At 73.6% G+C, this 12,808-nt stretch carries 16 protein-coding genes; 8 read left to right on the plus strand and 8 right to left on the minus strand.

What is annotated here, in order from left to right; all coding sequences use genetic code 11:
- Position 1: 1 nt before the first annotated feature.
- The 8 genes from ACYU7L_RS21100 (at position 2) to ACYU7L_RS21135 (ending at position 5,789) form a co-directional block, all read left to right on the plus strand.
- Positions 2-817, plus strand: a complete 816-nt coding sequence (locus tag ACYU7L_RS21100) for a biotin--[acetyl-CoA-carboxylase] ligase (RefSeq protein WP_460800690.1) — start codon at positions 2-4, stop codon at positions 815-817.
- Positions 818-829: 12 nt separating this feature from the next.
- Positions 830-1,339, plus strand: coding sequence for a PH domain-containing protein (locus tag ACYU7L_RS21105; RefSeq protein WP_460800691.1), 510 nt, complete (start codon positions 830-832; stop codon positions 1,337-1,339).
- Positions 1,329-2,312: an adenylate/guanylate cyclase domain-containing protein gene (locus tag ACYU7L_RS21110; RefSeq protein ID WP_460800693.1), complete on the plus strand. Its 984-nt coding sequence runs from the start codon at positions 1,329-1,331 to the stop codon at positions 2,310-2,312. The genes ACYU7L_RS21105 and ACYU7L_RS21110 overlap by 11 nt, the downstream gene beginning before the upstream one ends.
- A gap of 130 nt (positions 2,313-2,442) precedes the next feature.
- Entirely contained in the window at positions 2,443-2,799 is a 357-nt protein-coding gene (locus tag ACYU7L_RS21115) for a winged helix-turn-helix domain-containing protein (RefSeq protein ID WP_460800695.1), read from the plus strand.
- Between the two features lie 9 nt (positions 2,800-2,808).
- The gene (locus tag ACYU7L_RS21120) at positions 2,809-4,038 is read left to right on the plus strand and encodes a 5-(carboxyamino)imidazole ribonucleotide synthase (protein WP_460800698.1); all 1,230 of its coding nucleotides are present in this window, start codon (positions 2,809-2,811) and stop codon (positions 4,036-4,038) included.
- A complete protein-coding gene (gene purE, locus ACYU7L_RS21125) occupies positions 3,962-4,570 on the plus strand; it encodes a 5-(carboxyamino)imidazole ribonucleotide mutase (RefSeq protein WP_460801735.1) in 609 nt (202 codons plus the stop codon). Before ACYU7L_RS21120 ends, purE begins: the two co-directional genes overlap by 77 nt.
- A gap of 146 nt (positions 4,571-4,716) precedes the next feature.
- Positions 4,717-5,616 (plus strand): sensor histidine kinase, encoded by a 900-nt coding sequence (locus ACYU7L_RS21130; protein WP_460800700.1) that lies wholly within the window; start codon positions 4,717-4,719, stop codon positions 5,614-5,616.
- Positions 5,613-5,789, plus strand: coding sequence for a DUF1059 domain-containing protein (locus tag ACYU7L_RS21135; protein WP_460800702.1), 177 nt, complete (start codon positions 5,613-5,615; stop codon positions 5,787-5,789). Before ACYU7L_RS21130 ends, ACYU7L_RS21135 begins: the two co-directional genes overlap by 4 nt.
- 123 nt (positions 5,790-5,912) lie before the next feature.
- Here ACYU7L_RS21135 and ACYU7L_RS21140 read toward each other — a convergent pair whose 3' ends face one another.
- The 8 genes from ACYU7L_RS21140 to ACYU7L_RS21175 form a co-directional block, all read right to left on the minus strand.
- Positions 5,913-6,590 (minus strand): response regulator, encoded by a 678-nt coding sequence (locus tag ACYU7L_RS21140; RefSeq protein WP_460800704.1) that lies wholly within the window; start codon positions 6,588-6,590, stop codon positions 5,913-5,915.
- A complete protein-coding gene (locus ACYU7L_RS21145) occupies positions 6,587-7,867 on the minus strand; it encodes a sensor histidine kinase (protein ID WP_460800706.1) in 1,281 nt (426 codons plus the stop codon). Before ACYU7L_RS21145 ends, ACYU7L_RS21140 begins: the two co-directional genes overlap by 4 nt.
- Positions 7,864-8,958: an acyltransferase family protein gene (locus ACYU7L_RS21150; protein WP_460800708.1), complete on the minus strand. Its 1,095-nt coding sequence runs from the start codon at positions 8,956-8,958 to the stop codon at positions 7,864-7,866. The genes ACYU7L_RS21145 and ACYU7L_RS21150 overlap by 4 nt, the downstream gene beginning before the upstream one ends.
- Complete coding sequence (locus tag ACYU7L_RS21155) at positions 8,955-10,019, minus strand: D-alanine--D-alanine ligase family protein (protein ID WP_460800710.1); 1,065 nt, start codon at positions 10,017-10,019, stop codon at positions 8,955-8,957. Before ACYU7L_RS21155 ends, ACYU7L_RS21150 begins: the two co-directional genes overlap by 4 nt.
- The gene (alr, locus tag ACYU7L_RS21160; RefSeq protein ID WP_460800713.1) at positions 10,019-11,215 is read right to left on the minus strand and encodes an alanine racemase; all 1,197 of its coding nucleotides are present in this window, start codon (positions 11,213-11,215) and stop codon (positions 10,019-10,021) included. The genes ACYU7L_RS21155 and alr overlap by 1 nt, the downstream gene beginning before the upstream one ends.
- Positions 11,212-11,853 (minus strand): M15 family metallopeptidase, encoded by a 642-nt coding sequence (locus ACYU7L_RS21165; RefSeq protein ID WP_460800715.1) that lies wholly within the window; start codon positions 11,851-11,853, stop codon positions 11,212-11,214. Before ACYU7L_RS21165 ends, alr begins: the two co-directional genes overlap by 4 nt.
- A 92-nt stretch (positions 11,854-11,945) precedes the next feature.
- On the minus strand, positions 11,946-12,254 hold the full coding sequence (locus ACYU7L_RS21170; protein WP_460800716.1) for a hypothetical protein: 309 nt from the start codon (positions 12,252-12,254) through the stop codon (positions 11,946-11,948).
- A 181-nt stretch (positions 12,255-12,435) separates the two neighbouring features.
- A complete protein-coding gene (locus tag ACYU7L_RS21175; RefSeq protein ID WP_460800718.1) occupies positions 12,436-12,795 on the minus strand; it encodes a hypothetical protein in 360 nt (119 codons plus the stop codon).
- Positions 12,796-12,808: the final 13 nt, after the last annotated feature.

A 12,808-nucleotide genomic window follows, 5' to 3' on the forward strand; every position in this document is an offset into this window, starting at 1 on the left:
CGTGACCGACGACCACGCGACGCGCCCACCACTTGACCACACCCGGCTCGCCGCGGAGCTGGCGGTGCCCGTTGCGAGGGCGGCCGACATCCGGGTGGAGATCGTCGAGAGCGCGGCCTCCACGAACGCCCTGGTCGCCGAGCGCGCTCGGGCGGGCGAGCCCGAGGGCCTGGTCGTCGTGGCGGAGCACCAGACCGCAGGACGCGGGCGCCTGGACCGCTCCTGGCAGACGCCGCCGCGCGCCGCACTCACCTTCTCGGTGCTGCTGCGTCCCACCGTCACGCCGGCGGCGTGGCCCTGGCTGCCGCTGCTGACCGGGTACGCCGCGGCACGCGGCCTGCGCGACCTGGGCTTCGCCGCGCAGGTGAAGTGGCCCAACGACCTCCTGCTGGACGGTCTGAAGATCGCCGGGATCCTGGCCGAACGGGTGGAGTCGCCGGCCGGCCCGGCTGCGGTCATCGGGATCGGGCTCAACGTGTCCACCCGGCCCGGGGAGCTGCCCGTCCCCACGGCGACCTCGCTGGCGATCGCGGCGGGCCAGGAGCCGGACCGCACCGGGGTGCTGATCGCGTGCCTGCGTGCGCTCTTCGCGGAGTACGCCGCGTGGCAGGCCGCGCCGAGCGAGCTGGGCGCGTCGTACTCCGCGGCCTGCGCGACGGTGGGCCAGCGCGTCCGCGTCCACCTCCCTACGGGGGAGGACCTTCTGGGCGAGGCGACCCGCGTCGACGCCGAGGGCCGGCTGGTCGTGAACGGCCCCACCGGGGAGGTGGCCGTGAGCGCGGGTGACGTTGTTCACGTGCGACCCGCCCCACAATGAGAGGATCAGCGGGTGTCCTTTCCTGCAAAGCTCCTCAACGAGGGCGAACGCGTCGTGGTGTCCACCCGCACCCACCTCAAGGTGATGCTGCTGCCCACGCTCGTGGCGCTGCTCGCGGTGGCCGTTGCCGCGTTCGTCTCCACGCTCGGCAGCGGTGACGGTGGCCGGATCCTGCACTGGGCGGTCTGGGTGCTCGCGGCCCTGGTCGTCGTGTGGTGGTTCCTGCGGCCGTTGCTGCTCTGGGCGACCACCAGCTACACGTTCACCAACCGACGCTTCATCAAGCGCGCGGGCGTCGTGGCCAAGTCGGGCCGCACGATCCCGCTGAACCGGATCAGCGGCGTCGACTTCGAGATCGGCCTCATCGACCGCCTCTTCGGCTGCGGGACCCTCGTCGTCTCCGACGCCAGCGAGCAGGGCCGCGTCGAGCTGAACGACATCCCCCACGTGGAGAAGGTCCAGCTGCAGGTCGCTGACGAGCTGCACCGGCTCAGCCAGCGCGAGGACGACGATGGGACCTGAGCCACCCATCACCCGTGAGCAGCTCGAGCGCGCGATCCTGCGCGACACGCCTGCCTACGACTCGACCCAGGTCTCGAAGCGGGCCGGTGTGCCGCTCGACGTGGCCAAGCGCCTGTGGCGCTCCTTGGGGTTCCCCGAGAACGAGGGCGAGGTCATCTTCACCGAGGGCGACCTGGAGGCCCTCAGCACGCTCAACAACGCGGTCAACGACGGACTCCTCGACTTCCCGACCGCCGTCAACCTGACCCGCGCCGTCGGCCAGACGATGGCGCGGCTCGCGGACTGGGAGGTCGGCACGCTGCTGGCCCGCGTCGACGAGCTGGAGTCCTCCGACGAGGCGACCGGCAGTCGCCTCGGCTCGGCGCTGCGCCTGGTCCAGGAGTTCAACACGCCCTTCGAGCAGCTGATGGTCTATGCGTGGCGGCGCCACCTGGCGGCCAGCGTGGCCCGGATCGAAGCTCTCGGGTCCGAGGAGGACGACCTGCACACGGTGCAGGTGACCGTCGGGTTCGCCGACATCGTGGCCTTCACGGCGCTGTCGAACGACATCGGCGAGAGCCGGATCGGCGACATGGTGGAGATCTTCGAGTCGCGCTGCCACGACGTGGTCGCCACCCACCGGGGACGCGTCATCAAGAGCATCGGGGACTCGGTCCTCTTCGTCGCCAACGAGCCGATCCAGGCCATCGACATCGCCGAGGGCATCATCTCGGTGATCGGCCGCGACCCGCGGATGCCCGATGTCCGCGTCGGACTGGCGACCGGCTCGGTGGTCATGCGCCTGGGCGACGTGTTCGGCCCACCGGTCAACATGGCCGCCCGGCTGACCGGTGTCGCCCGGCGCAACCGGGTCATCGTCGACGCCGCGACGGCCGCGCTGCTGCCCGAGGAGGACTTCGACACCCGGCGGCTGCCTGCCCGCCCGGTGCGCGGGTTCGGGCTGGTCGAGCCGGTCGCCGTACGTCGTCACTAGGCGTGCCCGGCGGGGGCGCGTCACGTCGCAGGCCGTTTGTTTCGCGGGCGCGGAAACGGTTGCGGAACAGCACCTCCACAGATCTGCCACATCCCCGGGGAGGTGGCGTTTCTTTGCTTAACGTGGCGGAATGATCACCGTTCAGGACGTCCAGGTCGACCCCGTCTCCCGCCGTGCGTGGCGCGGGGGATCCGAGATCGTGTTCTCCCGCAAGGAGTTCGACCTCGTCCTCGCCCTGATCTCCAAGGCCGGACAGATCGTCACCCGCGAGGAGCTCATGCGAGAGGTCTGGCAGACCTCCTTCTACACCTCCTCGAAGACCATCGACGTCCACCTCGGCTGGGTCCGCCGCAAGCTGGGCGACGACCCGCGCCACCCCACGCTGATCAGCACCCACCGCGGCAAGGGGCTCCGCTTCGAGCTCGCCTCTGCGGCCTCGGGTCTCGTGGGATCGGTCAACCGCGAGGTCGTTGCCGCCCACGGCTAGTCTGAGCGCGTGCCCGACCGCTCCGCTGCCTCCGCCGATCCGACCCCCGCGCAGACGCCGAGTGGAGCACCACCCGCTCTGACGACCGGGGCGGCTCCCACACTGGCCGTGATCGGTGGGGGGCAGCTGGCTCGGATGATGGCGCAGCCGGCGATCGCTCTCGGGCTGCCGCTGCGGCTGCTCGCCGAGGCCCCCGGGGGCTCGGCGGCCCAGGTCATCCCCGACCACCGGGTCGGCGACTACCGCGACCTGGGCACCCTGGTCGCGATCACCGAGGGCTGCTCGGTGGTCACCTTCGACCACGAGCACGTCCCCACCGAGCACCTCCACGCGCTCGAGGACGCCGGGATCGCCGTCCGTCCCGGCCCCGAGGCCCTCGTCCACGCCCAGGACAAGGCCGTCATGCGCGCCCGCCTCGACGAGCTGGGGGTCCCCAGCCCGCGGCACGCCGTCGTGACCTCCGCCGCGGAGGTGGAGGCGTTCGGCTTCCCGTGCGTGCTGAAGACCACCCGCGGCGGCTACGACGGCAAGGGCGTCTGGGTCGTCCGGTCGGTCGAGGAGTGCGCCGACCCGTTCGCGACGGCAGCGGCCGCCGGCGTGCGGATCCTGGCCGAGGAGCTCGTCGACTTCCGCCGCGAGCTCTCGGCACTCGTGGCGCGCTCGCCGAGCGGCCAGGCCGCGGCGTACCCGGTCGTCGCCTCGATGCAGCTCGACGGCATCTGCAAGGAGGTCGTGGCCCCCGCCCCCGACCTCGACCCCGAGCTCGCGGGTCAGGCGCAGGCGATCGCGCTGCGCGTGGCCGGTGCCCTGGGAGTGACCGGGATCCTCGCCGTGGAGCTCTTCGAGACCGTCGACGGCCGGATCCTCGTCAACGAGCTGGCGATGCGGCCGCACAACACCGGTCACTGGACCCAGGACGGGGCCGTCACCTCGCAGTTCGAGAACCACCTGCGCGCGGTGATGGACCTGCCGCTCGGCTCGCCGGCACCGCGGGAGCGGTGGACCGTGATGGTCAACATCCTCGGCGGGCCCCACGAGGCCGGGCGGCTGTACGACGGGCTGCCGCACGCGCTGGCCCGCGACCCCCGGCTGCGGGTGCACCTGTACGGCAAGGATCTGCGCCCCGGACGCAAGGTGGGGCACGTGAACGCCTACGGTGACGATCTCGACGACTGCCTCGAGCGCGCGCGGCACGCCGCCGCGTGGTTCGCGGGCGACCTCGGCAACGAAAGTGAGTGAACAGGTGAGCACTGCCACTGCCCGTGTGGGGATCGTGATGGGCTCGGACTCCGACTGGCCGGTGATGAAGGCCGCCGCCGACGTGCTGGCGGAGTTCGAGGTGGCGTGCGAGGCCGACGTGGTCTCGGCGCACCGGATGCCCGAGGAGATGCTCGCCTACGGCAAGGAGGCGGCCGGCCGCAGGCTCTCGGTGATCATCGCCGGCGCCGGGGGAGCGGCCCACCTGCCGGGCATGCTCGCCTCCGTCACGCCGCTGCCCGTGATCGGGGTGCCGGTGCCGCTCAAGCACCTCGACGGGATGGACTCGCTGCTCTCGATCGTGCAGATGCCGGCCGGCGTTCCCGTGGCGACCGTCGGGATCGGCAACGCGCGCAACGCCGGGCTGCTCGCCGTACGCATCCTGGCGGCGAGCGATGCCGCCCTGCGCGAGCGGATGGTGGAGTTCCAGGAGACGCTGCGCGACGTGGCCCACGACAAGGGCGCCGTGGTCCGGCGCGAGGCCCAGGCGGGGCCGCGGCGTCTCGGGTTCTGAGCCCCCACTGATCCCGGCGCCGGGTTCAGACGCGTCCGGGGCCTGAACCCTGCCGAGGAGGCCCCTCTCGTGGGAGCCTCACCCGTGGTCCGCCGAGCGGCGGCCGTGCCGGTGCTGGCTGCCGGCGCCACCGGGGGGAGCGGCTGATGGCGGAGGAGCACGCGGCCATGCCGCACGCGCTGCCAGGCGGCCGTAGTGACGCGAGCGTCGACCACCGGGTCGCCGCGGTGCTGGAGGTCCTGGCGGGCCGCAGTGCCGTCGAGGTCGCCCGGCTCTGGTCGGTCGACGTGGCCGTGCTCCACCGGTGGGTGCGCGCGTTCGTCGACGCCGGTACCGCCCAGGTGACCAACACCCCGACCGCCGAGGCGGCCCAGCAGCGCGACCGCTTCCTCGCTGCCTTCGCCCATGAGCTGCGCACACCACTGGCCGTGGCCCAGGGCTGGGTCACGATGATGCACGAGGACGTGTTGCCGCCGGCCGCGCGCGACGGCGCCGTGCGACGTACCCACGAGGCGCTGGAGCGGCTCGCAGGCCGGGTCCGCGACGTCGAGCTGCTCGTCGCGGCCTCGCTGGGGCGGCTGACCCTCGAGCCGCGCCCCGTCCGGCTCGGCGAGATGGTCGAGGAGCTGTCCGGGGTGGGGACCGTCGGCGGCGAGGGTGCGGACGTCGTGCTCACCGTCGACCCCGAGCTGTTCGCCCGCGTGCTGCGCGACCTCTGGGAGGCTGCGGGGGCACGGCCGACGCCGCGATCGAGGCGGCTCGTCGTCTCGACCGTGGAGCCGTGGGTCGAGGTGCGCGTCGAGCGCGACGCCGACCCGATCGAGCCGCACCTGCTGCAGGCGCTCTTCGAGCCCTTCGACCTCAACGACGACGGCACGGGGATCACGATCGGGCTCTACCTCGCCCGAGCCCTGACCGTGGCCCATGGCGGCACCGTCGGGGTCGACCAAGACGAGGACGGGGCCGTGCTCTGGGTGCGCGTGCCCTGCTCCGACGAGGGGGCGACCGACCGTCGGCGTCCCGAGAGCACCGTGGAGGAATCATGACGTTCAAGCTCGCCTGCGGCGATGTGATGCCGGGCTGCCCCGCCCGCTTCGAGAGCCCCGACCGCGACCAGCTGCTCGGCCAGGTCGCCGCGCACGCCGGTGAGGCCCACGGCATCGTCGACATCACCCCCGAGACGAGGGCCGCCATCGAGCAGAAGATCGTCGCCGCCTGAGCCTCGCCCCGGCCCGCCCGCCCCCATGTAACGCGGGGTTATGCCACCTGCCACAGCGCTATACCGCTGTGGTGGACGCGATAACCCCGCGTTACCGCTGGGGTGGCGGGCCAGGCGGGCAGCTCAGACGAGGCCGTGCTCGTGGGCGAAGACGACGATCTGGACGCGGTCGCGCAGGTCGAGCTTGCGCAGGATCGCGCCCACGTGGGTCTTCACGGTGGACTCGCCGGCGAAGACCCGCGCGGCGACCTCGGTGTTGGTGAGACCGGCGGCGACGGCAGTGAAGACCTCGCGCTCCTTCTCCGTCAGCGAGGAGTACGACGCGGGCACAGGCCGCCGGGCACGGAACTGTCCCTCCAGCAGCGTGCCGAGGTCCTGCGGCGCCAGCACCGCGTTGCCGGAGTGGACGGTGCGGATCGCGTCGACCAGCATCGCCGGGGTCGCGTCCTTGAGGAGGAAGCCGCTCGCGCCGTACCGGATAGCGGTCGCCGCCCGGTCGTCGAGGTTGAACGTCGTCAGCACGACCACCCGGACCGGCCGCGGCCGTCGGGCGGCACGCTCGGGGGAGAAGATCTGCCGGGTCGCCTCGACGCCGTCCATCTCGGGCATCCGGATGTCCATCAGCACCACGTCGGGTGCGAGGTGGTCGACGAGCCGGACCGCCTCGACGCCGTCGGCCGCGGATCCCACGACCTCCATGTCGGGCTGGGCGCCGACGATCACCGAGACCCCGGCGCGGAACAGCTCCTGGTCGTCGACGAGCAGGACCCGGATCAGGCCGGACGCTCTCTGATCGCTCATCGCGCCTCCTGCGCCCGCAGCGGCACCCACGCCGTCGCCGTGAACGTCGATCCGCCGCCCGCGTCGTCGCGGCGGCGCACGTCGAGGCGCCCGCCCACCGACTCCAGTCGTCGTCGCATGCCGTCCAGTCCCCGTCCTTCCATGACGTGGCCGTCGACGCCGTCGGAGGCGCTGGCCACGTTGCGCACCTCGATGCGCAGATCACCTTGCCAGTGCCGCTCGACGAGCACGGGCTCGCCCCGTCGTCCGTGCTTGAGCGCGTTGGTAAGCATCTCCTGCAGCACGCGGAACGCCACCACGTCGAGCTCCGGCGGCAGTGGTCTCGGCGTGCCCACGACGGTCGACTCGACGGCTCGGCCCGACGCCCGGACGCCCTCCACGAGGCTGTCCAGGCCACCCGCGGGCAGCGCGGAGGCGGCGGCCGGGTCGCTGGTCGAGGTGAGCACGCGGCGTACGTCGCCCAGCGACGCGCGCGCGGACGTGGCGACGTTGGCCAGCGTCTCCTTGAGTCGATCGGGGTCGTCGTCGGGGAGGAACTGCGCCGACTCGGCCTGGGCCAGGATCACCGCGAGGGAGTGGCCGACGACGTCGTGGACGTCGCGGGCGAGTCGGGTCTGCTCCTCGCGCAGCCGCGCCACCTCCTGGGCCTCGGCCCGTCCGATCTCGGCGGCGCGGCGCTCGGCCTCCGCGGACTCGGTGGCCGCCTGGGAGTCCTTCGCGCGGTCGCGGGCGCGCAGCACGAGCCCGATCAGCCACGGCATCATCAGCGGCACGAGCCCGCCGAGGGCGAGGGCCAGCGAGGGACGCACGCGCACGGCCTCGGTGTCGACGAGGATCTCCAGCAGCGGCTCGGTGCGCGCCGGCATCCGCGCCAGGACGTACCACATGGCGATGGCGCCGCCCGCCGGGATCGAGGCGCCGCTCACCCACAGCACGCCGGTGGTGCCGTAGCGCGCGCAGCCGTAGGCCACGATCACCACGGCGAGCTGGACGAGGCTGATGTCGATGCCCAGATAGATCTGCGCGCCGCACGTGAACCACACGACGACGAGCGCCCAGCCCGACTGGTGGCGGCTGAGCAGGACCGCCAGCGCCATGCCCAGGGCGACCAGGACGAGGTCGTGCTGCTGGTTCCCGGTCGCGGTGAGGATGCCGACGACCAGCACCAGCAGGGCGAGCCCGACGTCGGGCGCCCAGCGCCGCAGGGTCGCCTCCCACCACGCACCGTCCCAGCGGGCCCCGGTGCCGGGGGCGACCTGCTTCGTCGTGCCGCTCACGTGCCACTCCCGACCGGAGCCGGGACACGCGGCAGGGTCCGCGAGCGCCAGCGCCGCATGGCCGGCTCCTCGACGAGCCGCCAGCTCAGGGCGGCCGCGAGGAGGGTGAGGACGACGCCGAGTGCGCCGGCCACCGGCTCCTGGCCCAGCCCGGCGCGCAGCCACAGCGTGATCGGGTAGTTCCAGAGGTAGGCGCCGTACGACACCGTGCCCAGGGCGATCAGCCCACGTGTCAGAGGCGCCCACGCCTGCGGGGTGTCGGCCATCGACCAGCGACGCCAGACGACGACGAGCACTGCGGTCAGGCCGGCGATGGCGGGTCCTCCTGCCAGGTAGGTGAGGGCGTGACCCCGCAATGGAACCACGCTCAGCACCAGCAGTCCGGTCAGGGCCAGCGTCGCTGCCCGACCGGCGCCGACCGCGGCCAGCGCCGGGAGCGACCCCGCCCGCGGACCGTACGACGCGTCGTACGGGCTGCCGGTCGCGACCCGGGTCGCAGCTCCGATCACGAAGCACACCGCCCACGAGGTGGGCAGCGCATAGGCCAGGTCGGCGTCCGAGGAGAGCCAGACCAGCGTCGCGACGCAGCCGGTGAGGCAGAGTGCGGCGACGACCACGAGTGCGGTCCGGACCCGCCCACGCGGCACGGCCAGGGCCAGGACGGCCGGCCAGAGCAGGTAGAACTGCTCCTCGGTGGCGAGCGTCCACAGGTGGAAGGTCGCGTCGCTGCCCTGGTCGAAGGGCAGGTTGGCGGTCCAGGTGAGGGCGACGAGGACGGTGCGCGGCAGCTCGTCGCGGTCGCCGAGCGGGTCGAGCAGCAGCGTGACGCCGACGACCCCGGCCACCAGCAGCAGCATGGCGGGCACCAGACGCAGCGCCCGGCGCGCATAGAAGCGACGCAGGTCCACCCGCCCGGTGCGCTCGAGCTCGCCGAGCAGCACGCCGGTGATGAGGTAGCCGCTCAGCGTGAAGAACATGACGACGCCCACGACGCCCGCCCCCGGGAGCTGAGCGGGCAGGGCGTGGCGCAGCATCACCAGCGCGATGGCGATCCCGCGCAGCAGGTCGAGCCCCGCGATCCGGCCGCTCACCCGGCGGCGCCGACCAGAGCCCCCCGGCCCTCCGGGCCCGACTCGAGACCGTGCCCGAGCCCGTGCCCGAGTCCGTGGCCGAGGGCGACCCGGACCAGGGTCGCGAGCAGCTCGGGGTAGGGCAGACCGTCGGCGGCGAACATCCGCGGCACCTGCGAATGCTCGGTCATCCCCGGCATCGTGTTGACCTCGTTGAGCACCCAGCCCCGCTTGGTCAGGAAGAAGTCGACGCGGGCGACCCCGCGGCAGCCCAGCGCGTCGTACGTCGCCAGCGCGGCGCGCTCGAGGTCGGCGAGGGCAGCCGCGTCGAGAGGGGCGGGGACGCGGAAGTCGGCGCTCCCGTCGTACTTCTGGTCGAGGTCGAAGACGCCACCGGTGACGACGATCTCCAGCGGCGGGCTGAGCCGGCGGGTGCCGTCGGGCAGCTCGAGGACCGCGATGTCGATCTCGCGCCCGACGACGACCTCCTCGACGAGCACCCGGCTGTCGACGGCGAGCGCTGCGTCGAGCGCAGGGGAGAGGGCCGCGGGCTCGCGCACCAGCGTGACCCCGTGGCTCGAACCCGCGGCCACCGGCTTGACCACGACGGGTCCGGCCCAGGTGAGGCGGGCGGCGGCGTCGCGGCTGACCAGGGCGCCGGAGGCGGTGCCGACCCCGACGGCCTCGGCGACGAGCTTGGTCGCCCACTTGTCCATGGCGAGGGCGCCGGCGCCGACCGCCGAGCCCACGCAGGGGATGCCGGCGAGGTCGCACAGAGCGGCCAGGGTGCCGTCCTCGCCGTGCGGGCCGTGGACGGCGGGCAGCGCGACGTCGCAGCCGGCGAGGAGCCCAACCGCCGCAGCCAGGGAGGCGGCCGCGTCGTCGCCGAGGGCGCCACGGTCGTCGTGCCAGGTGCCGTCGCGGCCGATCGTGAGGCGTACGACGTCGAACGTGCGCGGGTCGAGGGCTGCTGCGACCGACGCCGCCGAGGCCAGCGAGACCTCGTGCTCGCAGCTGCGGCCGCCACCGATGACGGCGACCCGGGTGCGGCCGGACTCGGCGCGGGGGTGGAGGGGGGACATCACAGGCTCCTGAGCTGGTGGTGGAGGGAGGAGGTTGCCGACACGACCCGGCCGACGCGGGGGCCGATGCCGGTGACGATCTCGTGCGGGATGGTGTCGGCCCACGCCGCCCACTCGGTCGCGGTGGGCTCGCCCCGGTCGCCCGGGCCCAGGACGACGGCCGTCTCGCCGATCGCCACGCGGTCGTCGCCGACATCGACGACGATCTGGTCCATCGAGACCCGGCCGACGATCGGGCGACGCCGGCCGCGCAGCAGGACCTCGGCGCGCCCCGACGTGGCGCGGGGGAGACCGTCGGCGTAGCCCAGGGGCAGCAGCACGAGCCGCGTCGGACGGTCGGTCACATGGGTGTGGCCGTAGCCGACGCCGGTGCCGGCCGCGACACGTCGCACGGACACGACGGGTGCGGTGAGGGTGAGCGCTCCTCGGAGCGGGGTCGTGCCGCTCGGGTCGATGCCGACGAGCCCGGCGCCGACCCGGCACAGGTCGAGGTGGGTCCGGGGCTCCGTCAGGGTCGCCGCGGTCGCGGCGAGATGACGCAGCGAGGGGCGCAGTCCGGTCGCGTGCGCGACCTCGAGTCCCCAGCGGAAGGTGCGCAGGCCGGCATCGGTGCGTGGGTCGCCGGCGACCTCCGCGCACCCGAGGTGCCCCATCACGCCGACCACGCTCACCAGCCCGGCCCGCTCGGCGCGCCGTGCCCGGGCGCACAAGGCCGACCAGGCGTCAGGGGAGGAGCCGTCGCGCGCCATGCCGGTGTCGAGATGCAGGTGCACCCGGGCGGTACGACGAGTGCGGGCGGCCGCAGCGGCGACCGCCTGGAGGTGGAGGGCCGTCGGGACCGCGAGGTCGACATCTGCGCCGAGGGCGCTCGCGAAGTCGGCGTCGACGGGGTTGAGCCAGCTCAGGATCGGCTCCTGGAGTCCGGCGCAGCGCAGGGCCAGGGCCTCCTCGATGCTGGTCACGCCGAGTGAGCTCGCGCCGTGGGCGAGCGCCGTCCGCGCGACGTCGACGGTCCCGTGGCCGAAGCCGTCCGCCTTGACGACGGCCATCAGCTCCCCGGCCGCCCGATCGGCCAGCAGTCGCGTGTTGGCGGCCACAGCAGCGAGGTCGATCTCGAGCCGCGGCCCGGACCGGGCACCCGACCGGACGCTCGACATCGGGGACCCCACGGTGGGTTCGGCGGCGAGCGCGCTCATGCGGCCACCTCGGCATCGACGGGGCCATAGAGGGCGTGCGGCGCCCCGGTGACCAGCGCCCAGTAGCGATCGCCGTAGCTCCAGTGCCACCACTCGGTGGGGTAGTTGACGAGACCCGCTCCCTCGAGGACCCGCGCCAGCAGGTCCCGGTGCGCCCGCGCCCGGGCCGAGACCGGGGCGGCGAAGTAGCACGCCCCGCCGCTCTCCTCCGGCGTCGCGTCGATGTGGGTGCCCAGGTCGAGCTCGCGCCCGTCGGCGTCCACCAGCGTCAGGTCCACCGCCGCCCCCGCGACGTGCGGAGCCACCTCCAGCGGCGCGACGAAGCGGCTGGTCAGGCGGTGCAGCTCGGCCGTCCCGGCCCGGGGGTGTGCGCGCCGCACCTGCGCGCCGTACGACGCGATGATGGCGCGCTGTGCATGGACCGGTCGGTGGCCCTCGACGACGTGCAGTCGGAGCCCGGCGGGGAGGGCTGCCTGGGCCAGCGACAGGCGGGTCGCGAGCCCGGCGCGGACAAGCGCCCCCCGGGTGGCGGGCGGGTCTAGCACCAGCCCTGAGGAGAGGTCCAGGGGCACGAGCGGGTCGCCGCAGTCGCGGACCGGTACCGCCGAGACCAGCGGGTCGGACAGGAGGATCGTCATGCTTCGACGCTAGAAGCGCGGCAGGTCCTCGCGCCTCCACCGCGGGTACCGGTTCGATGGCCGTTGGGAGGAGACGGCTCCTCCGAGACGGGTCAGGTCGTCTGAGGCGTGGCCTGCCCGGCTCGGCTACGCACGAGCTCGCGCAGCACATCGATGTCGTGCTGGAGCTGGTCCAGCTCCTTGGCCAGCAGCGCCGGAGCGTTCGGCTGGGACAGGCGCCAACGGCTGCCAGCCGCGCTGTCCTCCAGGGCCCGGATGGCCGACCAGAGGGCCTGGGTCAGGTGGCGTCCCAGCGTCTCGGCGAGCTGGCCGTCCGCATAGGAGGGCCCGACCAGGTGCTCCGCGGTCTCGTCGTGCCAGTGCAACGGCCCCGAGCACACCGGACAGTGAACAGAGATCACGCGGGTGCTCCCTTCCCGCCGCAGGGTGCACCTCACCCAGCGGACCCGCCGCACCGCGGTGGCACGGACGTCCCCCGAGAACGATGCTCGCATCCCAGCCCCGGTGGCGCAGCGAAATTGCCGAGTCCGCTGTCCTGGTCCACCGGGAGGGGGACAGGACAGCGGACTCGGGCGGTCCTGCTCAGGCCACCTCGGCCCGGAGCCGACGCGCGGGAGTCCGCTGCCGCGGAGCGGGGGTGGGTACGGCGCGGGCCCGTGGCCGGACGACCTCGTTCAAGACAGCGACCTCCTGCTCGAGACGCACCAGCTCCTCGTCCAGCTGCGGGGGAGCGTCGGCCCGCGTCATCCGCCAGCGGACGCCGGCGGCCGCGTCCTCGAGCGCGCGGACAGCCGCTCGCAGCGCGCCTGTGGCGTGCTCGTCCAGCAGATCGGCAAGAGCCCTGGACGAGCCACCCTCGGCGATGTCGCCCACCAGCGAGTTGACGGTGTCCTCGTGCCACGGGAGCGGTCCCGAGCAGGCGGGGCAGTGCGTGGTGACCATGCCGTGTTCCTCC

It is taken from the genome of Nocardioides pacificus, from assembly GCF_054775955.1.